Genomic DNA, 24,662 nt, shown 5'->3' with positions numbered 1-24,662 from the left:
TTTGATCCTAGAAGTTTTATCCTATCCAAATAAAAAACTTTATGAAATTTCAAAAGAGGTTGAGGTCTTCGATGAGAAGCTTCATAAACTTCTTGATGATATGTATGAGACGATGATCGCAAAAGAAGGCATCGGTCTTGCAGCTATACAAATAGGCGTTGCAAAGAGAATTTTCATCATAAATTTAGCCAACGAAGAGGGCGTGCAAGATAAAGAAAATTTAATCGAGATCATAAACCCAAAATTTGAGCTACGTGAGGGCGAGTGCGTCTATCAAGAGGGCTGCCTTAGCGTGCCTGGCTACTACGAGGACGTTAAGCGAAGTGAGGTCGTTAGCATCAAATTTCAAGACCGCTTTGGCAAAGAGCAGACCTTAAAAACTGACGGGCTACTAGCGATAGCTATCCAGCATGAAAATGACCACTTAGACGGACATCTTTTTATAGAAAAAATAGGCTTTAACAAACGCAAAAAATTCGACAAGGAATACAAAAAGCAAAAAAAAGAAAAGACATCATGAAGTCCTTAAAATGTGCTACATACGGCGACGGACTAAAGATCATTGATGTTGAGTCGATCTTTTCTCGTGGGCTTCCTGGCTTTAGTATCGTGGGTCTTGCAAGCACCAGCATCAAAGAGAGCACAGAGCGTGTAAAGGCGGCACTTTTAGCGCTTGACTTTGCCTTTCCAGCTCAGAAAATAACCATAAATTTATCCCCCTCAGACCTGCCAAAAAGTGGCTCGCATTTTGACCTAAGTATCGCCCTTCTCATCGCTCTTCAAAAGGCAAAAAGCTTGGAGAAAATTTTTGTTTTTGGCGAGCTTGGATTAGACGGGAGCGTAAAAAGCACGGCAAATTTGTTCTCTATCCTACTTTTTTTAAGCACGCAGGTGCAAAAGGCAAAAATTTTAGTGCCAAAAGAGATAGCGCCCAAAGCCTCGATGATCCCAAATTTAGAGGTTTATGGCGTTAGCACATTAGAGGAGGCGATAAAGTTTTTTAGCGACGCAGAATTTGCTAAAAGCACGCACTTTAGCGCCACGCACGAGCTATTTTCAAATGTGATAGAAGTTGGCGGCAAAAGATATGTTCCAAATTTAAATTACGAGCTTGATTTTAAGGACGTTTTGGGTCAAGAAAGAGCCAAAAGAGCCTGTGTCATCGCAGCCGTTGGCATGCACAATATCTTATTTGAAGGCAGCCCAGGCAGCGGTAAGAGCATGTGCGCAAAACGCCTCGTCTATATCATGGCGCCACAAAGCCTAGAAGAGGTGCTAAAGTCCGCCGCCTACCGCTCACTAAACCTGCAAGATAGCGAATTTACAAGCACCAGAGCCTTTCGCTCGCCACATCACACCTCGACAAAAAGCTCGATCTTTGGCGGAGGCTCAAACGTCGCAAAGATCGGCGAGATCGCACTTGCAAATGGCGGAGTGCTATTTTTTGATGAGTTCCCACACTTTCCTAAACAGGTGATCGAAAGCCTCAGAGAGCCACTTGAAGATAATCAAATCCACATCGCAAGGGTAAATTCAAAAGTGACTTATGAGACTAAATTTATCTTCGTAGCCGCGCAAAATCCATGCCCTTGTGGAAATTTATTCTCCCGCAACCTAAACTGCAAATGCAGTGAAAATGAGATAAAAAACTACAAAGCCAAAATTTCAGCCCCAGTGCTTGACCGCATAGACTTAAAAGTCGCCATGGACGAGAGCTCGCCAGATGACAGGTCAAATTTAAGCTCAAAGCAGATGAGCGAAATGGTTTTAAAAGCCTTTATATTTCAAAAAAAGCGTGATCAAACGGAGCTAAATGGCAAGCTTAGTGACGCGCAGGTGGCTAAATTTTGCACGTTAAACGCCGAGGCAAGTGAGATTTTACAAAAGGCCGCCACAAAGTACAACCTCTCACAAAGGGCCATAAAAAGGACGCTTAGAGTGGCTAGAAGCATCGCCGATCTTGATGAGAGTGAGCAAATTTTAAAGCCCCACATCTTAGAGGCGCTTAGTTTTAGGGCATAAAATGAAAAATTTATATTTAGACACGAGAGTTTTGGACGAGCGAGCGAGCGAGAAATTTGGCCTTAGCGAAGAGCTTTTAATGGAAAATGCAGCCGCAGCCATAGCAAATTTTATCCGTAAGAAATTTAAAAAAGGCGAGAGGGTGTTTGGCGTTTGTGGTGGCGGGAACAACGGCGCTGACGTGCTTTGCGCTTTAAGGATGCTAGAGGGCGAGTTTGAGTGTGAATTTATCCTAGCTAGTAAAAATTTAAAGCCACTAGCCGCCAAACAGCTCGAGCGAGCTAAATTTGCTGGTGTGCGTGAGAGCAAAGAGGTAGAAAATAGCTTAAATAGCGTAAAATGCGTCATAGACGGGCTTTTTGGCTCAGGACTAAATAGAGTTTTGGATCAAAATTTAACTGGTCTCATCTCAAAAATAAACACTAGCCCTGCTTATATCATCGCTTGTGACGTGCCAAGTGGGCTAAGTAGCGAGGGCAAGGTGCTTGGCGCTTGCGTAAAAGCAGACGCTACTATCACGATGGGAGCTAGAAAGCTAGCTCTTTATAGCGACGCAGCAAAAGACTACGTTGGTAAGATAAAGCTCGCCACTCTTGGCATAAGCTCGCAAAACTACGAGTGCGAAAGCGACTATCACTTGCTTGAAAAATGCGACCTTATACTTCCAAATAGAAAAAATCAGTGCGTAAATAAGGGCGACTTTGGCCATGCATTTATTATATCTGGCGAGCACGTGGGAGCTAGCAAGCTTTGCGCAAAGGCGGCATTTGCCTTTGGGGCTGGGCTAGTTAGTGTGATAGGCGAGCAAGGTTTAAATTTACCAACGCACATCATGCAAGCTAGCAAGATAAGTGAGAAAATGAACGCTGGAGCCCTTGGCATGGGGCTTGGCAAAAAGGGCGTAGAAGAGCTTGAGGTGCAAAATTTAAAAGGCAAAAAGCTTGTGCTTGACGCTGATATCTTTTACAGCCCAAAAGTGCTTGAGCTGCTAGATGAAAACTGCGTCTTGACACCTCATCCAAAGGAGTTTTGCTCGCTTTTAAAAATTTGCAAAATAGCCGATATAGATGTGCAAACCTTGCAAGAAAACAGATACGCTTACGCTAAGGCTTGGAGTGAGAAATTTAGCGCCGTGCTCGTGTTAAAAGGGGCAAACACTATAATCGCCAAAGAGGGGCAAATTTACGTCATGCCTTATGGCAAAAACACGCTTGCAAAAGGCGGTAGTGGTGACGTGCTAAGCGGTCTTGTGCTAGCACTTTTAGCTCAAAACTACGAGCCTCTTGGTGCTGCTATCTCGGCCACTTTAGCTCATGCACTTAGCCTTAGAAATTTTGGCAAAAACAGCTACGCGCTAGAGCCAACAGACATCATCAAAGGAGTAAAATGCTTACGAAAAAGATAGCCGTGCTTTTTAGCGGCAGTGGCTCAAATTTAGAAGCGATACTTAAAAAAGTTCATAATCAAATTTTTAACGGCGTAAAGATCGAAGTTTGCCTTTGTATCTGTAACAAGCCAGGTGCATTTGGCATAGAGCGTGCTAAGAAATTTGGTCTTGAGACGACGATAATAGAAAGTGCTAAATTTGACAAACGTGAGGAATTTGACGCAGCTTTGGTGGAGCAAATTTTAAAAAGCGGGGCTGATATAACGGTGCTTGCAGGCTTTATGCGGATACTAACGCCAGTTTTTACGACGCAAGTAAAAGCTATAAATTTACATCCTTCTATCTTACCGCTTTTTAAGGGCGCGCATGCGATAAAGGAGAGCTTTGAGAGCGATATGATGATAGGCGGTGTGAGCGTGCATTATGTGAGCGAGGAGCTTGATGGGGGCAAACTGATCGCGCAAAGGGCGTTTGAGCGTGAGGATGGCATGAGTTTAGATGAGTGGGAGGCTAAAATTCACGCCATAGAGCATGAAATTTTGCCCCAAAGCATAATAAAAATTTTAACAAAGGAAGTAAATGTTTGAATGGTTGAGTTCGCCAGAGGCGTGGATATCGCTACTTACGCTAACTGGCTTGGAGATAGTCTTAGGCATAGATAACATCATATTTATCGCTATTTTAGTAGGCAAACTGCCACCAGAGCAAAGGGGCAAAGGCCGCATTTTAGGGCTTGGCTTTGCGATGATCACTAGGATCATCCTGCTACTTTCACTATTTTGGATCATGAAGCTTACAAAGCCGCTCTTTAGCATAGGCGAGCTTAGCATCACAGGGCGCGATCTAGTGCTCATAATAGGCGGTCTATTTTTGATAGTAAAATCATCAATGGAGATCCACGCAAACGCCACTGGCAAGCATGAAGAGGCTCACGAGAGCAAGTCTCATCCAGGATTTTTTGCGACTATCCTAGAAATAGGCATTTTAGACATAGTCTTTTCGCTTGATAGCGTTATCACCGCAGTTGGTATGGCTCAGCACATCGATATCATGATACTTGCCGTCATCATCGCAGTTGGTGTGATGATGTTTGCCTCAAAGGCGATCTCAGAATTTGTCGATAACAACCCAACGATAAAAATGCTCGCACTAGCATTTTTGGTGCTAGTTGGCTTTGCGCTCGTGCTTGATGGCTTTGGCGTGCATGTGCCAAAAGGCTACATCTACTTTGCTATGGGCTTCTCACTAGCGGTTGAATGCCTAAATATCTACGCTAGAAAAAGGGCTTTAAGAGAGCAAAAATAAAAAGTGTGAGCCAAAATGCAGATAAAAAATTTAGATCACATCGTGATAGTGGTAAGTGACGTTAAAGAGGCGCTTAAATTTTACTGCGACATTTTAGGCATGCGACTAGCTCAGAAAGACGGTCACATTAGCCTAAATTTTGGCTCAAAAAAGATAAATTTACATAGGTTTAAGGGCGAGTTTTTACCTGCGGCAAAGCATCCAACAAAGGGTAGCGCTGATATATGTTTTTAGCTAAAAATGACATAGAGGAGGTGCGATTGGAGCTACTTTCAAAAGGTGTGAAGCCAGAGCTTGGCGTCGCTAGGCGAAACGGAGCGCTTGGAGCAATGAAGAGTTTATATATTTACGGCAGAAATTTGATAGAACTTAGCTCATATATAATTTAGTAAGAAGACAGCTTGGACCTACTAAAAGACCCACTAAATAAACTAATCATCTCGCTCTCGCTGCCAGCTGGCGTGGGCATGATGTTTAATACACTTTACAATGTCACTGGCACATTTTTCGCCGCTAAAATTTCTACCCTTGCAGTTGCTGGCATGGCGATGAGCTTTTTGCTCTATCTAAGTGTCGTTGGCATCGGTCTTGGCTTTGGCTCGGCACTCACCGCGCTAATAGGCAACAGCCTAGGTGCAAACAAACCAAAAATGGCTAAACTTTATGCGGCAAATGGCATCGTTTTTGTGCTTCTTTTTGCCTTATTTATTGGGCTTTGTGGCTACTTGCTAGCGCCAGATCTGCTAGTGCTTTTAGGTGCTGATCATCACTACATCAAAGAAGCACTTGACTACGCTGGTGTCATCTTTCTTGCAGCTCCATTTTTCCTACTTATAAAATCGCTTAATGGCGTTCTAGTCGCACTTGGCGATACTAAAAGCTACCGCAACTGGCTATTTTGTGGCCTTTTTATCAACGCATTTTTTTGCTATCTTTTTGCTTTTATCTTTGCTCTTGGCGTAAAAGGTCTTGCACTAGCAACGGCTAGCGTGCAGTTTTTAGGCATGATCTATCTCTTTCTTAAAGTAAGAAAGAGCAAGATGATAGAGCCTAGAAATTTAGGCTACTTCGTGCCAAATTTCGCCGTCTGGGCAAAGATACTAAAGCAAGCCTTGCCAGCTTGTCTAAACTACCTCTCAATGTCGCTTGGCTCGCTTGTGCTTTTAAAATTTGTAAGCTTTTACGGCGTCAATGCAGTGGCAGGCTATGGCATAGCCTTAAGGATCGAGCAAATTTTAGTGCTTCCGACCATCGGCATGGCAGCAGGGGTGCTTAGCATCATCTCAAGAAACTACGGCGCTAAGAGCTTTCAAAGAGTATTGCAGTGCTACAAATTATCACTTCTTTTTTTGCTCATCTACTGCGTCTTTGCCTACATCTTCATCAGGCTTTTTGGTGAGAGCGCGATCAAACTCTTTGACAGCACGCCAGCCGTGCTTGAGGTAGCCAAACTCTACCTTGGCATCAACTCACTTGCCTACATGGCTTACGGCACGATAAACATCTCAGGCAGCACGCTACAAGCGATAAAACGCCCAGTGGCGATCTTTTTGCTAAATGGCTTTAGACAGCTCGTGCTTCAATGCTCGCTCTTTTACGTGGTGGTCTTTTGTCTAGGACTTGAGATCAAATTTATGTGGCTAGCGCTCTTTTTTAGCGTCTATTTTACGGCGATTTGCTTTTTGGCTTGGACGCTTTTTAGGTTAAAAAGAGCTACGAGCGCAAGCTTTTAAATTTAAAGCTAAATGCAAAAAAGCAAAGCGAGGCGACTAAGATGATGCTAGCTCCGCCTGTGAGGTTGAAATAAAAGCTGATCACAAGGCCGATAAAGCAAAAAATGATAGAAAAAATGGTTGAGATAAGCATCATGAGCCCAAGTCTTTTGGCAAAAATTTGCGCAATATAAGGCGGTATGGTAAGTAGTGCGATGACAAGTATTAGCCCCACCACGCGGATCGTAGCCACCACGCAAAGCGCCATCATGCAAACTAGCAAATAGTGAAAAAAAGTGGTATTTACGCCCCTTAGCCTTGCAAACTCCGCATCAAAGCTAATCGCCACAAACTGGCGGTAAAAAAGCGCGATGAGTGCCAAAAACAAGAGGTCTAAAACGCTCATAAAGATAATATCTGTGCCGCTAACTGCAAGGATCGAGCCAAAAAGATAGCTCATAAGATCGGCGTTATAGCCAGGAGTTAGATCGATGAAAATAATACCAATCGCCATGCCAATCGCCCAAATAGCGCCTATTACAGAGTCGATGTTTGTCTTATCTTTTAGCGTGATCGTGGCGATGATGAGCGCTAGAAGCAGCGAAAATATGCTCGCTCCAAGCAGCGGCTCGAGTGAGAAGAAAAAGGCAAGTCCTATGCCGCCATATGCGCCGTGTGCGATGCCTCCAGCGATGAAAGTCATCTTGTTTATCACCACAAGCGAGCCTATCATGCCGCATATTATGCTTACTAAAATGCTCGCAATAAAGGCATTTTGCATAAAATTTAACTCTAAAATTTCACTCATTTTCTCTCTTTAAAATTTAAAAACATTGCTCTTTGTTTTTTCGCAGCCACACTCGCCAAGTGCGATCTCAACATCACAAAAATGGCTATGCGTTCTAGCTAGATGCTCGATAAATTCCCTCTTTGCAAGGTTTTCATGCGTTTTATGAATGTGTAAATTTTTACTCACGTAAGCGATCTTTGTAGCGTAATTTAGCACGATATTTAGGTCGTGACTAACTAAAACCACGCCAACGCCATTTGCATTTATGCCCTTTAAAATTTCATAAATTTCAGCCTGCCCTTTTGTGTCGATGCTCGCTGTTGGCTCGTCTAGGATGAGCACTTTTGCATTTGCACAAAGCGCTCTAGCGATATAGACGCGCTGCCTTTGACCGCCACTTAGCTCACCGATCCTCGCGTTTGCAAACTCGCTCATACCGACCTTTTCAAGGGCACTTAGCGCTAGAGCTTTTTCATCTTTTGAGTAAAAACCAAAGATTTTTTTATCGATTAGCCCCATTAATACAACTTCTAAAACCATCATCGGAAAGCTTTGATTTGAGAGGAAATTTTGCGGCACGTAGCCTATAAATTTACTTACCTCGCTTGGCTCTTTACCAAAGAGCTTGATCTCGCCACTTTGAGGTTTAAGCAGACCCAAAATGAGCTTTAAAAGCGTACTTTTGCCCCCACCATTTGGACCGATTATCGCCAAAAACTCGTCGCTACTATAGTCTAAGTTAATACCCTCTAAAACGACTTGCTTATCGTAACTAAAGTTTAAATTTCTAATTTTTATAATATCTTTCAAAACAGGCTCTTTTGCGTAAATGTCGTGACAAAAATGAAAAGTCCAAGCCAAAGCATAATGCCAAGGGCTGCAAATTCTGCGTAGATTTTAAACTTTTTTAGCTTAATGTTTGTGCTGATCTTTGAGCCAAAAACTGCCGCTACAAATATCACCACACTCATGCCAAGCGCCATAAACAGGCCACTTATCACGCCTGCAAAGTAGCTACCTATCTCATTTGCCAGCACAAAGACTAGTATCGTACCAGGACAGGGCACAAGAGCCGCAGCAGCCGCTACTAGCCACTCCTCTTTGCTCTTTGGCTTTTTGGTTGAGCAAATTTGACAGCCACATTCACTTTTAAATTTTGTATTTTTACTCAAATTTTGGCTTAGATTTGATCTAAAAATATAAAATTTAGTCTCATTTTTGCTTGAGAGATAAAATTTGATCTTTTTAACAAGCATAAAAATCGCCACAAAAAAGATCACAACTCCAGAAAACGCAGTCGTTATGCTAGCAGTATCTCTTGTGAGGTCGCTACTTACTTCACGAAGCAGCAAAAAGCTAGCAAAGACAAAGACAAATGCGCCCACGACGTGCAAAAAGCCGATCTTTAAGGCAAATAAAAACGCCCTTTTGTAGCTGCCACCAGTCGCAGCAAAATATGAGCTTGTTAGCACCTTGCCATGACCTGCGCCAGCAGCGTGCAAGAAGCCATAGCCAAATGAGATAAACGCTAAAAATAGCAGCGCAAGCGGACTTTTGTAATCCACGCTTCTTAAAATTTGCTTTAGCCTATCAAGCAAGCTTAGGCTAGTTTTTGAGACGATGTCAAATTTAGCCTCATCGATCTTGTCTATCTGGCTTAAATTTTCATCGCTCGCGCCTGCCACTGGCTCTTTTAGCAGCTCTTTAAGCGCTGGCTTTTGGTTGTGAGCTTTGGCTGCTTCTTTGCTTGAAAATGTAAAAAATATCAAATTTGAGTTTGAATTTGGTATCGCCCAAAATCGCTCACCAACCGAAAATGCGTTATTTTGCGTAAATTTGAAGTTAAAATAGCCCTCTTTATCCTCCATATCAACCGACACGACAAGTCCGTCAGCGATCACTAAATTTGTCTTAAAACTCACGTCAAATTTAAGTCTGCCCTCATCAAAGTAGAGTTTGTAATTATTTAAATTTGGCTCTATTTTAGTGGCATTTTCGTCCTTATAATAGTACTCAATGTCCGTTAGATAGTGCCTTGGCACGAGGTAGTCTAGTAAATTTAAGCGGATCTTTCTAAGCTCTTTTTCGTCTATCTTTTCATCTTGATTGAGGTCAAAATTTTGCTTCATCAGGTCTGAGAAATTTTGCGAAAAGGTCCAAGTAAAGGCTATCTGGCTGATGTTATTTTCTTGCGCGACAAATTTCGCACTAACATGAGCTGTTGGGCTATAAAGCGAGCATAAAGCACACCCGAAAGCATTTATCGCTAGTAGGCAAATGACGATCAGGCGTGCTAACATTTCTATAGACTTTTTGCGAAAATTTCAGCCGTTTTTTTCATCTCGGCTAGCCAGTTTTCAGGCAACTGATCTATCATGACGACCTTTGAGCCAGTCTCTTTTGCGATCAAATTTGCAGCCTTTGTTGGAAACTGCGGAGCTACGAAAATGACCTTTACACCGTGCTCTTTAGCCTCTTCTATAAGCTCTTTTAGCTCAGCTGGCTTTGGCTCTTTGCCCTCTATTTCAATGGCGATTTGCTCTAAATCATAGCGCTTTGCAAAGTAGCCCCAAGATGGGTGATATACGATAAATTCGCGAGTTTTAACATCTTTTAGCTCATTTTTGATAAAGCTATCAAGCTCGTCAAGGCTAGCTTTAAATTTAGCCAAATTCTCCTCATAAAGCTTTGCATTTTGCGGGAATTTCTCTATTAGCGCCTTAGCGATGTTATCAGCCTGAGTTTTTACCAAGATAGGGTCAAGCCAGATGTGCGGATCAAGGCCGTCGTGGTGGTGATGGTGCTCTCCCTCGTGGTCATGGTGCTCATGCTTATGTTCGCCCTCGTGCTTGTGCTCGTGATGCTCTTCATGTTCATGCTCCTCGCTCATAGCGATCTTTTCGATGCCCTCTTGCGTCTTTACGATGCGTAAATTTTTAAACGTCTTTGAGAAGCGATCAAGCCACGCGTCCTCAAACTCGATGCCGATAGCAAAGTAAAGTTCGCTCTTTTCAAGCTCCTTCATCTGCTTTGGTTTTGGCTCGTATGTGTGCGGATCAGCCCCTTTGCCAACCATCGTATTTACATCTAGCGTATCTCCAGCGATTTGCTCGACAAAAAATTTCGTTGGCAGTATGCTAGTAGTTACAACCGGCTTTGCAAAAAGAGACAAAGCACAAACAGCTAAAAAAACGATAATTTTTCTCATTATCTCTCCTTTAAAAAAATAATTGCGAAGTTTAGCAAAATGCAACTTGGTTGCAACTTAAAGTTCAAAAGCCTAAATTTAGCCTTTTCTTTTAAATATAGTTTAAATCTTTTAGCGTTAATATACGAAAAATAAAAAGGGCAAAGATGAACGCGAGAAATTTCTTAGAAGAGCACAATATCAAGGCTACGACGCTTCGCATAAAGCTTGTTGAAATTTTGCAAAACGCCAAAGCACCACTAAGCTATGATGAAATTTTACAAATTCTTGACGCAAACAAGACGACCTTTTATAGAAGTATGGAAATTTTTGAAAAAGAAAATCTCGTGATAAAAACCGAAAACAACCACAAGAGCTACTACGAGCTAGCAAATGAAGCCAAAGCCTACTTCATCTGCGACGTCTGTCACAAAGTAACAAACATCGATATGCCCCGCCTAAACGTTGCCAAAAATATAAAAAGCGCCGTGATAAAGGGCGTTTGCGACGAATGTGGTCACGAGTAAAGCGCGATGATCTCAGCTGGGATAGCTTTTGGGCGGTTTGTCTTTAGATCGATATAGACAAACTCCGTCTTGCCAGTTGCTATTAGCTCGCCATACTTTTTAAACTCAAAATATCTGCTCGAAGTGGCCTTGCCATCGGCCTGCGTGTAGGTGTAAATTTCTATATTATCCATCAGCTTTGCACTTTTTATATATTTTGCTTCATTTTTTCTAATGAGCCAAATTTCACCCCTTTTATACTGCGCCTCGACCGTGTCGCCAACAGCGGCAGAGTGGGCAAATGCGGCCTCTTGCATAAGCGTGAAATAATAGACATTGTTCATGTGTCCGTGCATGTCTATGGCTTGTGGCGGGATAGTGACGTGATATATAAAATCTCTCATTTTTAGCCTTTTTTGCTAAAATTATAACCAAAAAGAGGAGCTAAAATGCAAAATTTATGGGATAAAAAGGCGTCAAACTACCAAAGATTTGACGGCAAGATCAGCGCTATCCAGCAGCAAATTTTTGCCAAAGCCTTGGCTTGGGGAGTTGATTTTAGTGGCAAAGATATCCTTGATATAGGCTGTGGCACGGGCGTTTGGAGCATATTTTTATCAAAAACGGCTAAACATATAACAGGTATTGATAGCTCAGAAAAGATGATAGAAATTTTAAACGAAGATGCAAAGAGATTTGGCGTGACAAATTTAAGTAGCGAGGTTTGCTCGTGGAGAGAATTTAAGCCAGCAAGACACTTTGATATCGCCATTTGCACGATGAGCCCGGCCATTGCAAGCGACTGGGACTTTGATAAATTTCAAAACTGTGCCAAGCAAAAGCTTTATCTTGGCTGGGACAAGCCTAGAAGCTCTGACTTGCTTGAGCCATTTTTTGAAAAATTTGGCCGCACACTCTCGCAAAAAAACGTTGTAGATAGGCTTGAAGCGTGGCTAAATGAGCAAGGCATCGCTTATAAGAGTGAAATTTTAAACGAAACTAGGATCGCTAGACGAAGCGTGCAAGAAGCTGCTGAGAACATCTGCTGGCACCTTGAGATAAACGGAGCTAAAAACTACGATGAAAAGGCGGTTTTAGCGATGTTAAAAGAGAGATTTGACGGCGAGTTTATAGACGAGAAAATAGACTCTCAAATGAAGCTTTTTGTCTTTTAAATTTTAGAGCAAATTTGCTTGCCAAATTCGCTAAAAATGACGCCAAAGATGATGAGCATGGCTCCAAAAATTTGCCAGACGCTAAGTATCTCGCCAGCTATAAAGTAGCCTATTAGCCCAGCAGAGACTGGCTCTAGACAGAAAAACAAGGCCGCCTTGCTAGCGGTCGTATATCTTTGGGCGATAGTTTGCACAAAGTAGCAAAATATGGTGCCAATCACAGTCGTGATAAATATCGCTATGAAAAATTCCCTATCGAAATTTGGCACGATACTGCCCTGAAAAAGCGCAAAAACAAGCGAGAGCATGGCATTTGTGAGAAAGACCACAAAAACAAGCAGATAAAGCTCACTCTTTCTTACAAAGTGACCATTTAGCGTCGTGTAAAGTGCGTAAAATATGGCGCAAACAAGCGCTAGTGCCTCTCCAGCCCCAAGTGCGAGTGTGGCACCACTTAAGAGCCAAAGCCCAAAAATAGCGATGATAGCGCCTAAAATTGCAAAAATACTTATCTTATTTTTAAAAAAGATAGCTGCCATAAAAGGGACTATCACGCACTCAAGCCCCGTAATAAAGGCAACGCTCGAGCTAAATGTAAGCTTTAGGGCATAAGTCTGCGTTGTAAATGACAAAAACAGCACCACACCAAGGATAACGCCGTAGAAGACGCTCTTTTTATCAAATTTCTTAGCAAATTTAAGCGCGACAAAGCCCATAAAGATAGCCGAGAGAAAAAACCGGCAAAAAAGCATGACAAAGACGCCATTTGTCTTTAGTGCGTTTGCCATGGGTAAAAACGTAGCGCCCCAAACGATGGAAACTACGATAAGAGCGATGTCGGCTTTGTTTTGAGCGGTCAAATTTCTCATTTAAATATCGAGTCTAGCACCTTTTTGCCGCTATCTAGGTTTAAGCCACTTCTTAGTCCCTTTTCCTTCTCGCTCATCACGTTAAATAGCCCATCTAGCGTCTTTCTCGTAATGTATGAGTTTAGATCCTCGCTATCTTCTGGCACGTACTCACCAGCACCTAAATTTTTAGCTAGGTTTTTTACTGATTTTATCGTTTCGTTGTTTTTTGTTGAGTTGCCGATGAAAGAATTTAGCCCATTATAGGCGGTCGCAAAGCTATTATCGCTCATCATTTTCTCAATTATCGGCGTGAATGCCGCCTTTAGCTTTTGGCTGGAGCTTTCCTGCAGATACTTCGTAACGCTGTCGCTACCGCCGTTAAAGAGCTTTTTAACGTCAGCCTCGCTCATATTTTTTATGCTCTCACTAAAAATTTCAGCAGCCTTTGGCACGGCCGTGGTCGCAGCGTTGTTTATCGACTTGCTAAGGTCCTGCGCCCATTTCTCGCCGCCCACTTTTTTGGCTAAATTTGACGCCATCTCAAGGCTTTTTGGGAGTGGAATTTTAGCTGTGGCGTTGTTCATAAAGCCCTCTTTTGAAAGCTCGCTAACAGCAGCATTTAGCGCCTCGCTAACTAGACTTTTATAGTCGCCGTTTGATGCGTGAGTGGCAATTTTCACACCTTTATTTATCATATCATCCATGCTTGCGGCTTGCAGATTTAAAGCAAGCGCACCACAAAGAATAACAAGTGATCTTTTCATTTTCTTTCCTTTTTACAAATTTAAAGCAAAATCATACAAAAAATATCTAAACGCTTAAAATAAATTTAATATTTTTGCACTAGAATTCACCCTTTTTCTAAAGGAAGATTATGCAACTTTTACTTCTTAGCTTCGCTCTTAGCATGGATAGCACAGCGCTAAATATGGCAAACGGCGCAAGGTATAAAAGTCTTGCCCTTGGCAAAATTTTATTTATAGCTTTCATGCTTGGCTTTTTTCAGTTTCTCATGCCGCTTTTTGGCTATTTTCTAGGCATTAGCTTTGCTAAATTTATAAGCTCTATCGATCACTTCATCGCATTTTTTATACTCTGCTTTCTTGGCTTTAAAATGCTAAAAGAGGCCTGTAGCAGCGAGGCTAGCGACTCTTTGGGCATGGATATTAAGACCATTTTTATAGGCGCATTTGCCACGAGTATCGACGCACTTGCCGTTGGCGTCACGCTTAGCTTTGAGGCGGTTAATGTATTTGAGAGTGCGCTCATCATCGGCATAGTCTGCTTTGTGCTAAGCCTAGCCGCCTTTTATATCGGTAAATTTATGGGTGAAATTTTAGAGAAAAAGGCACTATTTTTAGGCGGAGCGATACTTATATTTCTAGGCTTTAAAATCCTCATCACCCACCTGCTAGAAGAGGGAGTGCTCTAAATTTCTATCTCTATGCCAACTGGGCAGTGGTCGCTGCCAGTGATCTCTGGCAAGATAAAGGCGTCTTTTAGCCTATCTTTTAGCCCCTGCGAGATGAAGAAATAATCAATCCTCCAGCCGACGTTTTTCGCCCTTGCGTTAAAGCGGTAGCTCCACCACGAGTAAGCGTCCGCAATGTCGCCATTTACGGCTCTAAATGTATCTATAAAGCCGCTTTTTAGCACCTCATCTATCCACGCTCGCTCGATAGGTAAAAAGCCCGAAGTTTTGGCATTTGCCTTTGGATTTTTCAGGTCGATCTCGCGGTGAGCGGTATTTACGTCGCCACAAAATATCACCTCTTTGCCGCTTTTTATCAGCTCTTTGCAGTAAGCTAGAAATTTCTCGTAAAAGTCCATCTTGAATGCCAGGCGCTCGTCGTCCTTTTGGCCGTTTGGAAAGTAGATGTTAAAAAGCACGATATCGCCAAATCTATGCTCCAAAACTCGCCCCTCCCTGTCGTCAAAAAAGGCCGCCTTTTGCGTTTGTACGTCAAATTTTGCTAGACTCATCACGCCAGAATATCCTGCCCTTGCGCCTGAGTTTACACTGATATCTTTAAAGCCAAGGTTGTAAATTTCTTTTGGGACGTCGTCCTCTTTGACCTTGATCTCTTGAAGTCCTAGAAAATCAGGCCTAACCTCATCAAGCCAAGCAAAGCCCTCTTTTGCCACGACTGCGCGCAGCCCATTTACGTTCCAACTAATAAGTTTCAAATTTCATCCTTTTTTTAATTATAATTATGCCAAAAATCACAAAAAGGAAGGTTATGAGAAACCAGCCAACTTATAAATTTTTTAAAAATTTTGGCTACGCAAGAGAGGGTTTGGCTGAAATTTTTAAAAACGAAAAGAGCTTTCGCATAGAAATTTGCATATTTTTGGTAGCTACGATCTCACTATTTTTTTGGAAATTTGACCTTATTTTTAACCTATTTTTGATCTTTAGCATGGCATTTGTGCTAGTTTGCGAGTGCCTAAACTCGAGTCTAGAGCGAGTGACTGATCTTGCGAGCCCAGACTATCACGCCCTAGCAAAAGCGGCAAAGGACGCTGGAAGTGCGGCTGTGATGATCGCAAATTTCTTATGTGGCGCGCTTTGGTGCGTAGCGATAGGATATAAAATTTGGGGCTAGAAAAAGAAATTTACAAAGCGCTTCTTGGCGAGAAAAAGGTAGAGATCATAAATTTACTTTGCGAGCTAGGCGATGAAAATGGCTTTATCGTGCTTAAAATTTCAGAAATTTGCGAAAAGCTAAATGTTAGCAAACCAACTGTGATAAGCACATTTAAGCTGCTTGAAGAGAAGAAAATTTTTGAACGGGTAAAAAACGGGGTTTATAGATTTAAAAATTTATAGTGGCAAGCAAATGCCTGCCACTAGTAGTTTTAGCCTATAGTCTCAGCAGCGATCATACCAAATGTCAAGCAATCAGTTATCGCAACTGATCCTAGACGGCTGGCTCCGTGAACGCCACCTGTGATCTCGCCAGCTGCATATAAATTTGGTATAGGCATAGCTGTTTGAGAGTTCATGACTTGGGCTTTTGTGTTGATATTTAGGCCACCCATTGTGTGGTGAACTTTTGGTGTGCCACGCTCTGCGTAAAACGGCGGAACTGAGATATCAATGCCCTTTGTCGTAGTCGCAACAACTGGTTTGCCAAAGTCCTCATCAACGCCCTTTTTAACAAATTCATTGTATCTTGCGACTGTTTTTTTGAGCTCATCAACTGGGATCTTATACTCAGCTGCCAAGGCATCAAGTGTGTCAAATTTCTTGCAAATTCCAGCTGCGATAGCCTTTTCATAGTGAGCTGGAAGCATGTGAGGAAGTGCTCTTGAGTCACAGAAGTTGATAGGGAAATTTTTATCGTCTTCGCCTTTTTCATGAATGACTTTAAACATAGCTTCTGTTCTTGTCCTGCGGTCAGCTAGCTCGTTCATGTAGCGTTTGCCAGTTCTTGGATTGACTGAAATTCCAAACGGAAAAGAGCCATTTACGTTAAACATCGATCCCACGCCAAAGCCTGTCTCATCAGCACATCCCCAAGGGCCGTATTGGATCCAGCTTGGCTGAACTGGATAAGCACCAGCTCTAAATGCCGCTAGAAGCGCGCCTGCTGTTGAGCCTGGTTGGTTTGTTGAGTCTGTCTCAGGTGTGATCCTTGGATCTTGAAGACGTCTAAAAATTTTATCCCTACAAAAGCCACCAGCTGCTAGTACGACGCCTTTTTTGGCTTTTATATATTTTGTATCGCCACCTTTGTTTTCGACATCGTCACTCATCAAATTGCCATCAAATTTGTAGTTTTCTCTGACGATGACGCCCACAACTGCGCCCTTGTCGTCAAAGACGAAATCATCAAATTTTGTCCTTTTTTTGATCGATGCGCCATCTAACTTTTCAAATGTCGCAGTCATAGGGAGCACGATGCCAGCGCCGCTGCCGACCTCTGTTTGAAGGCTTCTTGGTACTGAGTGACCGCCCGCGTGAGTGATCTGGTCGATATATTTTGCACCACAATCAATTGTGAGTTTGTAAGCATCTTGCGCTCTCTCGCCGATCTTTGCCAAAAGATCAACGTGGTTGATGCCGCGACCTGCTTTCAAGCAGTCTTTGATAAATAGCTCAGTGCTATCTTTGATGCCAGCTTTCTTTTGCATGTCGCTGTTTGGAACGGCAAAAATTCCGCCATTGATGACAGAGTTGCCACCTGTGCGACCCATTTTTTCGATCAGAACGACTTTGTTGCCTTTTTTGGCTGATGTCACGCCAGCTGCAAGAGCTGCAAAGCCTGAGCCGATGATGACTACGTCATACTCCTCGTCCCATTTGACATCTTTTTCGTTCATTGGTGTGGCCATTAAATTTGTTGCGCCCATGCCTAGTGCCGTAGCACCGATAGCGCTAAATTTGACAAAATCTCTTCTAGATAAACCTGAATTTTTCATGCTCTCTCCTTTGAAGTAAGATATTCACTAACTAGATTATACGATTTTTTTATTAAAATAGTCTAATTAATTTTTAAAATTAAATTTTATTAAAGCTAAGTGCGATTAGAGCGTAGTTTGGTAATATTTATTGACACTATTTTTATCCAAATTTGACTTTGGATTGACGTAAAATAGGCATTTAAAGTAAATTTAGCATAAAGTTTAGAAATTTAAATTTTAAAATTTGCCAGAAATGAATATGAATTAAATTTTTTATAGATCAATTTTTTTAGATTTTTGAGAGGATTTTCTTTTATAGCTTAATAAAAAATATTAGTTTAAAGAGAGATCGGAGCAAATTTGCTCCGAGAAATTATTTAACGCCAACTATTATTTGAGTTGCTTTAATGATAGCAGTTACTTTGTCGCCTACTTTTAAAGCTAAATTTTGAACTGACTCTCTAGTGATGATAGCTGAAATTTTGCTGCCATTTGCGTCGATGATAACCTCAGCATTTACAGCGCCGTCTTTTATCTCGCTAACAACGCCTTTAATTTGGTTTGTTGCGCTAAGTTTTATGCTGTCATCTTTTGAAACGATAACGCTTGAAGCCTTGAATAAAAATATAGCTTTTTTGCCAACTTTAAGATCAAGAGCTTTCTCACTATCAACCGTAATAGTTGCTTTTAGCACCTCACCACCTGCGATTTTACCAGCTATTAGCGAATTTACCGCGCCTGTTCTTACTTCTGATATCTCAACGCTTAGTTGATTTCTTGCACTTAGTGACATATTTTTCCTTTTTATGATTTAAATTGTTTTGACATTGTAAAGTAATATTTTTAATGCAAACTTAAAATTGTTATATGAAATTTTATAATATCAAAAATTAAAATTTAAAACTTCTCAAACGCTAAAATAACGCTATTTATAAGGTCAAATTTACAAAAATAATTTAAATAATTTTTTCAAATAAATATTACTAAAATATTACCTTTACCTTATTTTTATAAAATTCGACTCTAAATTTTAAATTTAAACAAGAGAAATTTATAAATTTGAGTTTAGAAATAATAGAAGTTAGGGTGTTTAAATGCCAGCTTCAAGCATAGCTTCAGCTTGATAGTGAGTGATGAGCGGCTCTATGATCTCGTCAAATAGCCCCGCTGCCATGATAGCATCAAGGCGGTAAAGAGTTAAATTGATGCGGTGATCACTTATGCGGTTTTGTGGGTAGTTATAAGTTCTTATCCTGCCTGAGCGGTCTCCAGTGCCTACTTGGCTCTTTCGCTCACTAGTCTCTTTTGCAAGCCTCTCTTGCTCTTGCATCTCGTAAAGTCTAGCTTTTAGCACCTTCATCGCAGCTTCTTTATTCTTGTGTTGGCTCTTGCCATCTTGGTTTGTCACAACAAGTCCAGTTGGTATGTGCGTGATCCTAACGGCACTATCAGTTGTATTGACCGACTGGCCGCCGTGACCTGAGCTTCTCATAACATCAACTCTTATATCATTTGGATTGATCTCGATCTCGCTATCTTCGACCTCTGGCATGATAGCCACAGTCACAGCCGAAGTATGCACCCTGCCCTGGCTCTCAGTCTCTGGCACACGCTGAACTCTATGTGTGCCACCTTCAAATTTTAGCCTAGAGTAAGCGCCTTTGCCTTTTATAAGCACGATGATCTCTTTAAAACCACCAGTGTTGCCCTCGCTTTGACTAACGATCTCAAATTTATATCCACGAAGCTCTGCGTATCTAATGTATGCGTTAAATAAATCACCAGCAAAAAGTGCCGCTTCATCGCCGCCAGTACCTGCGCGAATTTCTAAAAATATATTTTTATCATCGTTTGGATCTTTTGGAAGAAGCAAAATTTTGATCTCTTCTTCAAGCTTCTCTCTTGAAATTTCTAAATTTTTAAGCTCGTCTTTTGCAAGCTCGCCAAGCTCAGCGTCCTCAAGCAGGGCTTTGTTCTCGTCGATATCATTTAGAATTTGTAGATATTTTTTTGCAGCAGTTGCGACTGGCTCGATAGATGATTGCTCTTTTGAGAGCTTTGTCATCTTTTCGATATCGTTTGCTATATTTGGATCGCTTAGAAGTGTAGAAATTTCATCATAGCGATCCAAAAATGGATGAAGTTTATCAGCAAACATTAAAATTTAATAGATTAAGCAGCTTTTAGAGTATTTACTAATTGAGCAAGGCGACTAACACGACGAGCAGCAGTTTGTTTCTTCAAAAAGCCTCTACTTACAAAACTGTGAATACTTTTGTTAGCAACTTTTAAAGCTTCATTTGCAGCATTTAGATCTTTAGCTTCTACAGCTACGCGCACTGCTTTTGTAATATTTTTAAGTCTAGTGCGGTAAAATCTATTTCTTTCTGTTCTTTTTATAGTTTGTCTAGCTCTTTTTTCAGCAGATTTATGGTTTGCCATAATATACCTTTTTTGATAATTTTAGTCCGTGATTATATGAAAAATATATTTAATTGTAACTGAATTTAAGTCTGCTTTAAAACAAATAAAATTTTAGATTTTAAATTTGACAATTTCTGATAAAATAGCACCATTTTATAATAAAAAGGATAATTTTATGAAACTTTTTGGAACAGACGGAGTTCGTGGTAAGGCTGGCGAAAAGCTTTCAGCTCAGACATCTATGCGCCTTGCAATGGCTGCTGGAATTTACTTTAGAAAGACCTCAGCGACAAATGTGATTTTGGTTGGAAAAGATACTAGAAAAAGCGGCTATATGATCGAAACTGCCATCGTCGCAGGGCTAACTGCAGTTGGCTACAACGTCCTTCAAATAGGCCCTATGCCAACACCTGCGATAGCATTTTTAACAGAAAATATGCGCTGTGACGCTGGCATAATGATAAGCGCCTCACACAACCCATACTACGACAACGGCATCAAATTTTTTGATAGTTTTGGCAACAAGCTAGATGAAAAGATAGAAGCTGAGATAGAGAAAATTTTCTACGACGATGAGCTCATCGCAAGCGCTCAAAAGACGATGACAGAGATCGGCGCAAACAAGAGGATCGACGATGTTATCGGCAGATATATCGTGCAGATCAAAAATTCATTCCCAAAAGAGTTAAATTTAAAGAATTTACGAGTAGTTTTAGACGTGGCAAACGGAGCTGCTTACAAGGTCGCACCAACCGTATTTAGCGAGCTTGGAGCTGACGTCATCGTCATAAACAACGAGCCAAATGGTAGCAATATCAATCAAAACTGCGGCGCGCTTCATCCAGAAGATCTAGCAAGTGAGGTAAAAAGGCTTCGTGCTGACATCGGCTTTGCATTTGACGGCGATGCTGATAGGCTTGTCGTGGTCGATGAAAACGGAGAAGTAGTGCATGGAGATGCGATACTTGGCTCACTGGCTGCTTTTTTGCACGAGCAAAAGACTCTAAAAGGCGGTGCCATAGTGGCTACAGTGATGAGTAATGCCGCGCTTGATGACTATCTAAAAGCTCACAAGATCAAGCTACTTCGCTCAAACGTAGGCGATAAATACGTGCTTGAGATGATGAAAGAAAATGGCATAAATTTTGGTGGCGAGCAAAGCGGACACGTCATTTTTAACGACTACGCCAAGACTGGCGACGGACTTGTTACTTCGATGCAAGTTGTTGCGATGATGCTTAAAAAAGGCAAAAAAGCTAGTGAAATTTTTGGCGAGCTAAAGCCGTATCCGCAAATTTTGCTAAATTTAAAGATTACAGAGAAAAAGCCGCTTGATAAGATAGAGGGGCTAAAAGAGCTTGAGGCTAGCCTTGCAAAAGAGGGCATAAGATCACTCTTTAGATACTCTGGCACTGAAAATTTGATCAGACTTTTGCTTGAGGGCAAAAATCAAACTTTAGTTGAAAAACGCATGGATGAAGTTGAGAAATTTTTTGTAAAAGCCCTAAATGCGTAGAAATTTGGTTAAATTTTTCATAGCGTTTTTTATCATTTTTGTCGTTGATCAAGTGATAAAGATGATATTTATAGATGGTTTTTCTTGGGACGGCGAGTTTTTCTCGCTAGTGCTTACATATAATAAGGGCGTTGCATTTTCGATGTTTGCCTTTTTAGATGAGTGGCTGAAATTTATCCAGATCGCCCTCATTTTAGGCGTTTTTGTATATCTAGTCGTTGAAAAAAAACTGCTTTACTCGCATGCCATTTGGCTTGGAGCTTTGCTAGGAGCTGGCAGCTCAAACATCACAGATAGATTTATCCATGGCGGCGTCGTGGATTATGTCTTTTGGCACAAGTGGTTTAACTTTGCGGTCTTTAACTTCGCTGATGTGATGATCGATCTTTGCGTTGTGATGATACTTTGGCAAAGTTTTAGAAAAAGGAGAGAGAGTGGGAAATAATATCTACGTCGCATACGCGCTTTGGCTACTTACTGGCTGGCTTGGGGCGCATAGAATTTACCTTGGTAAATTTATCACTGGCTTTTTAATGATGGGACTATTTTTCGTTGGCTACTCTACGTTTTATTTCATTATAGGCATACCATTCTTGGCTATTTGGGGCATTTGGTGGCTTATCGATGCATTTTTGGTTGGTGCTTATGTAGAGAAAAATTTACAAAAAGTCGAGCTAAAAGAGAGACTAAAACTAAAAGATAAAGAGGATGACCTCAAAAGGCTTTACGAGCTTTTTGAGAGTGGTGCGATCAGCAAGGCTGAATTTGAAGCTAGAAAAGAGATACTTTTTAGATAAGGAGACGTTATGGCAGAATATTATCTTTACTTAAAATACCTCCACTATTTGTTTTTCATCTCGTGGATGGCAGTGCTGTTTTATCAGCCAAGGCTCTACGTTTATCACGTAGAAAACATGGACAAGCCAGACTTTGTAAAAGTGGTAGAGGTGATGGAGTACAAGATGTATCACTACATCGGCTGGGTCGCACTCATTGGCTCATTTGTCACTGGCATTTTGATACTTATCGCGATGCCTGATCTTATAAAAACTGGTCACATCCACGTCAAAATTTTAGTTGTCATCTTAATGGCTATCTATCACCTAGACCTTGGACGCTACATGAAGCAGCTTAAAGAGAAACGCTGCAACAAAAGTGGCATCTTCTTTAGAGCTTACAACGAAGTGCCAACTATCGCGATGCTCATCATCATCTGGGTCATGATAGTAAATCCATTTTAAAGGAATTTGATGAAGAAATTTTTAGCATTTATCGCTTTGCCAGCGCTATTGCTCGCAGCAACTCAGTATTTTGAGCCGATGCAGATAAAATTTGACAACAGACTCTACTCTCTAGCAGGCTCAGCCAAGCCTGTGCCAAATTTATTCACGCAGGAGTACTTGCTGCCTGGCGAGAAGATAGATAGTTTTAGCTACATGCTCTCGCTAAATACCCTTAAATTTGACGCTACGCCAGAGCAAGCGGTCGAGCAAAAGATAAATGATCTAAAAGAGCTAAAAGCAAAAGGGCTAAAAGTGGCTTATAAAAAGGGCTCGCTCGCAAATGAAATTTATCTTGATATCACGATATTTTCAAATTTAAATGGCACTCCAACAGCCGAGCACTCGATATATCGCTACACCAAACAAGGCGGAAATTTAGTCCTTTTTACCATCCAAAGGCGTGCTTATAAAAAAGAGGGCATTCAAAGATTTGCTACAAATTTCACGATCGAGTCGCAAGACTTTAGCAAAAAAGCCCTAGCCACACCTTTCCCACAAATCATCAGCAAATAAAGAAATTTGAGTGTAAATTTAGCCTTTGCACTCAAATTTTAAAACCAGACTTAACAAATTTATCTAAAAATAAAACGAATAGTTATATGATAAGAAAAACTCAAAAAGGATAGCCTATGATACATAAAATTCTTATCGCAAATCGTGGTGAGATCGCAGTTAGGATAGTCAGAGCTTGTAGGGATTTACACATCCAAAGCGTAGGAATTTACACAGCACCAGACAGCGAGTGCTTGCATGTCAGGATCGCTGACGAGGCCTATCAAGTGGGTGAAGATCCGATCAAGGGCTATCTTGACGCCAAAGCTATCGTAAAGCTTGCTAAAGAGTGCGGAGCTGATGCTATACACCCAGGATACGGCTTTTTAAGCGAAAACTACGAATTTGCAAAGGCGGTTGAGGATGCTGGGCTCATCTTCATCGGTCCAAAGGCTGAAGTCATCAAAAAAATGGGCGATAAAAACATCGCTAGATATCTGATGAAGAAAAACGGCATACCGATAGTTCCAGGCACTGAAAAGCTAAATGATGAGAGCATGGATGCCATAAAAGAGCACGCTAGACGCATCGGCTATCCAGTCATCTTAAAAGCAAGCGGTGGTGGTGGTGGCCGTGGCATCAGAGAGGTCTGGCAAGAAGAAGATATGCAAGATGCCTTTGAATCATGCACCAGAGAGGCAAAAGCATACTTTAACAACGACGAAGTCTTTATGGAGAAACTTGTCGTAAACCCTCGCCACATCGAGTTTCAAATTTTAGGTGATAACTACGGCAACATCATCCACCTTTGCGAGCGTGACTGCTCTATCCAAAGGCGCCACCAAAAGATCATCGAGATCGCACCTTGTCCATCGATTAGCGAAAATTTAAGAAAGATCATGGGCGTGACCGCAGTGGCAGCTGCAAAGGCTGTGGGCTACTCAAACGTAGGAACTATCGAGTTTTTACTAGATGACTACAACAACTTTTACTTCATGGAGATGAACACTCGTATCCAAGTGGAGCACGGCATCACCGAAGAGATCACAGGCCACGATCTTGTCGTTAGGCAGATAAGGATCGCTTCGGGTGAGATATTAGAGATCGAGCAAAGCGACATCAAACCGCGCGGCTACGCGATAGAAGCAAGGATCACAGCTGAGAACGTCTGGGAGAATTTCATACCAGCACCAGGCACTATCGAAGGCTACTACCCAGCTCTTGGCCCATCTGTACGCGTCGATAGCCACGTCTATAAAGACTATACCATACCGCCATTTTACGACTCACTTATCGCAAAATTGATCGTCAAGGCGACTGACTACGATCTCGCGGTAAATAAGCTTGAAAGAGCACTTGAAGAATTTACTATCGAGGGCGTGCGAACGATCATTCCATTTTTGCTAACGATCAGCAAAAGCAAGGAGTTTAGAAGAGGATTTTTCGATACTAGCTACGTCGAGAAAAACTTAAAAACTATCCTTGAAAACACCTATGATGATATGAACAAAGAGCCAAATGACGACCTAGAAGAAGTCATCGTAGAGGCGATAAAAAGATATAAAAAGAAGAGATAAATTTATCTAATTGCGGCTTTGGCGATCA

The 24,662-nt window shown here is 41.5% G+C and carries 31 protein-coding genes; 19 read left to right on the top strand and 12 right to left on the bottom strand.

What is annotated here, in order from left to right; all coding sequences use genetic code 11:
• The first annotated feature begins 1 nt into the window (after position 1).
• Genes def through CVT08_RS00315 form a run of 8 tightly spaced genes read left to right on the top strand, consistent with a single transcriptional unit; the run spans position 2 to position 6,447 of the window.
• Positions 2 to 520: a peptide deformylase gene (gene def, locus CVT08_RS00345; protein ID WP_103568718.1), complete on the top strand. Its 519-nt coding sequence runs from the start codon at positions 2 to 4 to the stop codon at positions 518 to 520.
• Positions 517 to 2,022 (top strand): YifB family Mg chelatase-like AAA ATPase, encoded by a 1,506-nt coding sequence (locus CVT08_RS00340; protein ID WP_107855966.1) that lies wholly within the window; start codon positions 517 to 519, stop codon positions 2,020 to 2,022. Before def ends, CVT08_RS00340 begins: the two co-directional genes overlap by 4 nt.
• Position 2,023: 1 nt before the next feature.
• Positions 2,024 to 3,427, top strand: a complete 1,404-nt coding sequence (locus CVT08_RS00335; protein WP_107855967.1) for an NAD(P)H-hydrate dehydratase — start codon at positions 2,024 to 2,026, stop codon at positions 3,425 to 3,427.
• Entirely contained in the window at positions 3,409 to 3,996 is a 588-nt protein-coding gene (purN, locus tag CVT08_RS00330; RefSeq protein ID WP_107855968.1) for a phosphoribosylglycinamide formyltransferase, read from the top strand. The genes CVT08_RS00335 and purN overlap by 19 nt, the downstream gene beginning before the upstream one ends.
• Positions 3,989 to 4,714, top strand: a complete 726-nt coding sequence (locus CVT08_RS00325) for a TerC family protein (RefSeq protein WP_103570547.1) — start codon at positions 3,989 to 3,991, stop codon at positions 4,712 to 4,714. The genes purN and CVT08_RS00325 overlap by 8 nt, the downstream gene beginning before the upstream one ends.
• A 15-nt stretch (positions 4,715 to 4,729) precedes the next feature.
• Positions 4,730 to 4,948 carry a VOC family protein gene (locus tag CVT08_RS10090; RefSeq protein ID WP_199906312.1) on the top strand — a complete coding sequence of 73 codons (219 nt, stop codon included), beginning with the start codon at positions 4,730 to 4,732 and terminating at the stop codon, positions 4,946 to 4,948.
• Positions 4,939 to 5,103, top strand: a complete 165-nt coding sequence (locus CVT08_RS10085) for a hypothetical protein (RefSeq protein WP_199906311.1) — start codon at positions 4,939 to 4,941, stop codon at positions 5,101 to 5,103. Before CVT08_RS10090 ends, CVT08_RS10085 begins: the two co-directional genes overlap by 10 nt.
• Positions 5,104 to 5,115: 12 nt before the next feature.
• Positions 5,116 to 6,447 carry an MATE family efflux transporter gene (locus CVT08_RS00315; RefSeq protein ID WP_107855969.1) on the top strand — a complete coding sequence of 444 codons (1,332 nt, stop codon included), beginning with the start codon at positions 5,116 to 5,118 and terminating at the stop codon, positions 6,445 to 6,447.
• On the opposite strand, the gene CVT08_RS00310 is transcribed toward CVT08_RS00315, so the two are convergent.
• The 4 genes from CVT08_RS00310 to CVT08_RS00295 are packed head-to-tail and all read right to left on the bottom strand — an operon-like array spanning position 6,428 to position 10,424.
• Positions 6,428 to 7,234, bottom strand: a complete 807-nt coding sequence (locus tag CVT08_RS00310; protein WP_021092457.1) for a metal ABC transporter permease — start codon at positions 7,232 to 7,234, stop codon at positions 6,428 to 6,430. The genes CVT08_RS00315 and CVT08_RS00310 overlap by 20 nt on opposite strands.
• A gap of 9 nt (positions 7,235 to 7,243) precedes the next feature.
• Positions 7,244 to 8,026, bottom strand: coding sequence for a metal ABC transporter ATP-binding protein (locus CVT08_RS00305; protein ID WP_021092586.1), 783 nt, complete (start codon positions 8,024 to 8,026; stop codon positions 7,244 to 7,246).
• The gene (locus tag CVT08_RS00300; RefSeq protein WP_107855970.1) at positions 8,023 to 9,516 is read right to left on the bottom strand and encodes a nickel/cobalt transporter; all 1,494 of its coding nucleotides are present in this window, start codon (positions 9,514 to 9,516) and stop codon (positions 8,023 to 8,025) included. The genes CVT08_RS00305 and CVT08_RS00300 overlap by 4 nt, the downstream gene beginning before the upstream one ends.
• A 2-nt stretch (positions 9,517 to 9,518) precedes the next feature.
• Positions 9,519 to 10,424, bottom strand: a complete 906-nt coding sequence (locus CVT08_RS00295; protein ID WP_107855971.1) for a metal ABC transporter solute-binding protein, Zn/Mn family — start codon at positions 10,422 to 10,424, stop codon at positions 9,519 to 9,521.
• A gap of 146 nt (positions 10,425 to 10,570) precedes the next feature.
• On the opposite strand from CVT08_RS00295, the gene CVT08_RS00290 reads away from it, so the two are divergent.
• Positions 10,571 to 10,930 (top strand): Fur family transcriptional regulator, encoded by a 360-nt coding sequence (locus CVT08_RS00290; RefSeq protein ID WP_103598258.1) that lies wholly within the window; start codon positions 10,571 to 10,573, stop codon positions 10,928 to 10,930.
• Here CVT08_RS00290 and CVT08_RS00285 read toward each other — a convergent pair.
• Positions 10,921 to 11,313 carry an acyl-CoA thioesterase gene (locus tag CVT08_RS00285; protein ID WP_107855972.1) on the bottom strand — a complete coding sequence of 131 codons (393 nt, stop codon included), beginning with the start codon at positions 11,311 to 11,313 and terminating at the stop codon, positions 10,921 to 10,923. The genes CVT08_RS00290 and CVT08_RS00285 overlap by 10 nt on opposite strands.
• Before the next feature lie 45 nt (positions 11,314 to 11,358).
• On the opposite strand from CVT08_RS00285, the gene CVT08_RS00280 reads away from it, so the two are divergent.
• Positions 11,359 to 12,084, top strand: coding sequence for a class I SAM-dependent methyltransferase (locus CVT08_RS00280; RefSeq protein ID WP_107855973.1), 726 nt, complete (start codon positions 11,359 to 11,361; stop codon positions 12,082 to 12,084).
• Here the strand turns inward: CVT08_RS00280 and CVT08_RS00275 are convergent.
• Positions 12,081 to 12,953, bottom strand: coding sequence for a DMT family transporter (locus CVT08_RS00275; RefSeq protein ID WP_107855974.1), 873 nt, complete (start codon positions 12,951 to 12,953; stop codon positions 12,081 to 12,083). The genes CVT08_RS00280 and CVT08_RS00275 overlap by 4 nt on opposite strands.
• Entirely contained in the window at positions 12,950 to 13,699 is a 750-nt protein-coding gene (locus CVT08_RS00270) for a DUF4197 domain-containing protein (RefSeq protein WP_107855975.1), read from the bottom strand. Before CVT08_RS00270 ends, CVT08_RS00275 begins: the two co-directional genes overlap by 4 nt.
• Positions 13,700 to 13,809: 110 nt before the next feature.
• Here CVT08_RS00270 and CVT08_RS00265 point away from each other — a divergent pair, with 110 nt between their 5' ends.
• The gene (locus CVT08_RS00265; RefSeq protein WP_107855976.1) at positions 13,810 to 14,367 is read left to right on the top strand and encodes a manganese efflux pump MntP family protein; all 558 of its coding nucleotides are present in this window, start codon (positions 13,810 to 13,812) and stop codon (positions 14,365 to 14,367) included.
• Here CVT08_RS00265 and CVT08_RS00260 read toward each other — a convergent pair.
• Positions 14,364 to 15,122, bottom strand: coding sequence for an exodeoxyribonuclease III (locus CVT08_RS00260; protein ID WP_107855977.1), 759 nt, complete (start codon positions 15,120 to 15,122; stop codon positions 14,364 to 14,366). The genes CVT08_RS00265 and CVT08_RS00260 overlap by 4 nt on opposite strands.
• 53 nt (positions 15,123 to 15,175) lie before the next feature.
• Here CVT08_RS00260 and CVT08_RS00255 point away from each other — a divergent pair, with 53 nt between their 5' ends.
• Together CVT08_RS00255 and CVT08_RS00250 are read left to right on the top strand one after the other, a co-directional pair.
• The gene (locus tag CVT08_RS00255) at positions 15,176 to 15,541 is read left to right on the top strand and encodes a diacylglycerol kinase (RefSeq protein WP_107855978.1); all 366 of its coding nucleotides are present in this window, start codon (positions 15,176 to 15,178) and stop codon (positions 15,539 to 15,541) included.
• Positions 15,532 to 15,765 (top strand): winged helix-turn-helix domain-containing protein, encoded by a 234-nt coding sequence (locus tag CVT08_RS00250; protein ID WP_107855979.1) that lies wholly within the window; start codon positions 15,532 to 15,534, stop codon positions 15,763 to 15,765. The genes CVT08_RS00255 and CVT08_RS00250 overlap by 10 nt, the downstream gene beginning before the upstream one ends.
• A 29-nt stretch (positions 15,766 to 15,794) precedes the next feature.
• Here CVT08_RS00250 and CVT08_RS00245 read toward each other — a convergent pair whose 3' ends face one another.
• The 4 genes from CVT08_RS00245 to rpsT form a co-directional block, all read right to left on the bottom strand.
• A complete protein-coding gene (locus CVT08_RS00245; protein ID WP_107855980.1) occupies positions 15,795 to 17,360 on the bottom strand; it encodes a flavocytochrome c in 1,566 nt (521 codons plus the stop codon).
• A gap of 355 nt (positions 17,361 to 17,715) precedes the next feature.
• Positions 17,716 to 18,135 carry a TOBE domain-containing protein gene (locus CVT08_RS00240; protein WP_103635904.1) on the bottom strand — a complete coding sequence of 140 codons (420 nt, stop codon included), beginning with the start codon at positions 18,133 to 18,135 and terminating at the stop codon, positions 17,716 to 17,718.
• Between the two features lie 297 nt (positions 18,136 to 18,432).
• Positions 18,433 to 19,500, bottom strand: coding sequence for a peptide chain release factor 1 (prfA, locus tag CVT08_RS00235; protein ID WP_107856983.1), 1,068 nt, complete (start codon positions 19,498 to 19,500; stop codon positions 18,433 to 18,435).
• A 14-nt stretch (positions 19,501 to 19,514) separates the two neighbouring features.
• Positions 19,515 to 19,784, bottom strand: a complete 270-nt coding sequence (rpsT, locus tag CVT08_RS00230) for a 30S ribosomal protein S20 (RefSeq protein ID WP_004317319.1) — start codon at positions 19,782 to 19,784, stop codon at positions 19,515 to 19,517.
• A gap of 157 nt (positions 19,785 to 19,941) precedes the next feature.
• On the opposite strand from rpsT, the gene glmM reads away from it, so the two are divergent.
• From glmM to CVT08_RS00200, 6 genes are all read left to right on the top strand, one after another.
• Positions 19,942 to 21,282: a phosphoglucosamine mutase gene (gene glmM, locus CVT08_RS00225; protein ID WP_107856984.1), complete on the top strand. Its 1,341-nt coding sequence runs from the start codon at positions 19,942 to 19,944 to the stop codon at positions 21,280 to 21,282.
• On the top strand, positions 21,275 to 21,727 hold the full coding sequence (gene lspA, locus CVT08_RS00220; RefSeq protein ID WP_107856985.1) for a signal peptidase II: 453 nt from the start codon (positions 21,275 to 21,277) through the stop codon (positions 21,725 to 21,727). Before glmM ends, lspA begins: the two co-directional genes overlap by 8 nt.
• Positions 21,717 to 22,079: an NINE protein gene (locus tag CVT08_RS00215; protein ID WP_012000991.1), complete on the top strand. Its 363-nt coding sequence runs from the start codon at positions 21,717 to 21,719 to the stop codon at positions 22,077 to 22,079. Before lspA ends, CVT08_RS00215 begins: the two co-directional genes overlap by 11 nt.
• A 9-nt stretch (positions 22,080 to 22,088) precedes the next feature.
• Positions 22,089 to 22,523, top strand: coding sequence for a CopD family protein (locus CVT08_RS00210; protein ID WP_004317437.1), 435 nt, complete (start codon positions 22,089 to 22,091; stop codon positions 22,521 to 22,523).
• A 9-nt stretch (positions 22,524 to 22,532) separates the two neighbouring features.
• Entirely contained in the window at positions 22,533 to 23,078 is a 546-nt protein-coding gene (locus CVT08_RS00205) for a hypothetical protein (protein WP_021088832.1), read from the top strand.
• A gap of 116 nt (positions 23,079 to 23,194) precedes the next feature.
• Positions 23,195 to 24,634, top strand: a complete 1,440-nt coding sequence (locus tag CVT08_RS00200) for an acetyl-CoA carboxylase subunit A (protein WP_103650001.1) — start codon at positions 23,195 to 23,197, stop codon at positions 24,632 to 24,634.
• Positions 24,635 to 24,662: the final 28 nt, after the last annotated feature.

Origin of the sequence: Campylobacter concisus (genome assembly GCF_003048835.2) — a bacterium.
Taxonomy (GTDB): domain Bacteria; phylum Campylobacterota; class Campylobacteria; order Campylobacterales; family Campylobacteraceae; genus Campylobacter_A; species Campylobacter_A concisus_D.
The sequence above is the reverse complement of the archived record's forward strand: the minus strand, read 5'-3'. Positions and strand labels throughout refer to the sequence as shown.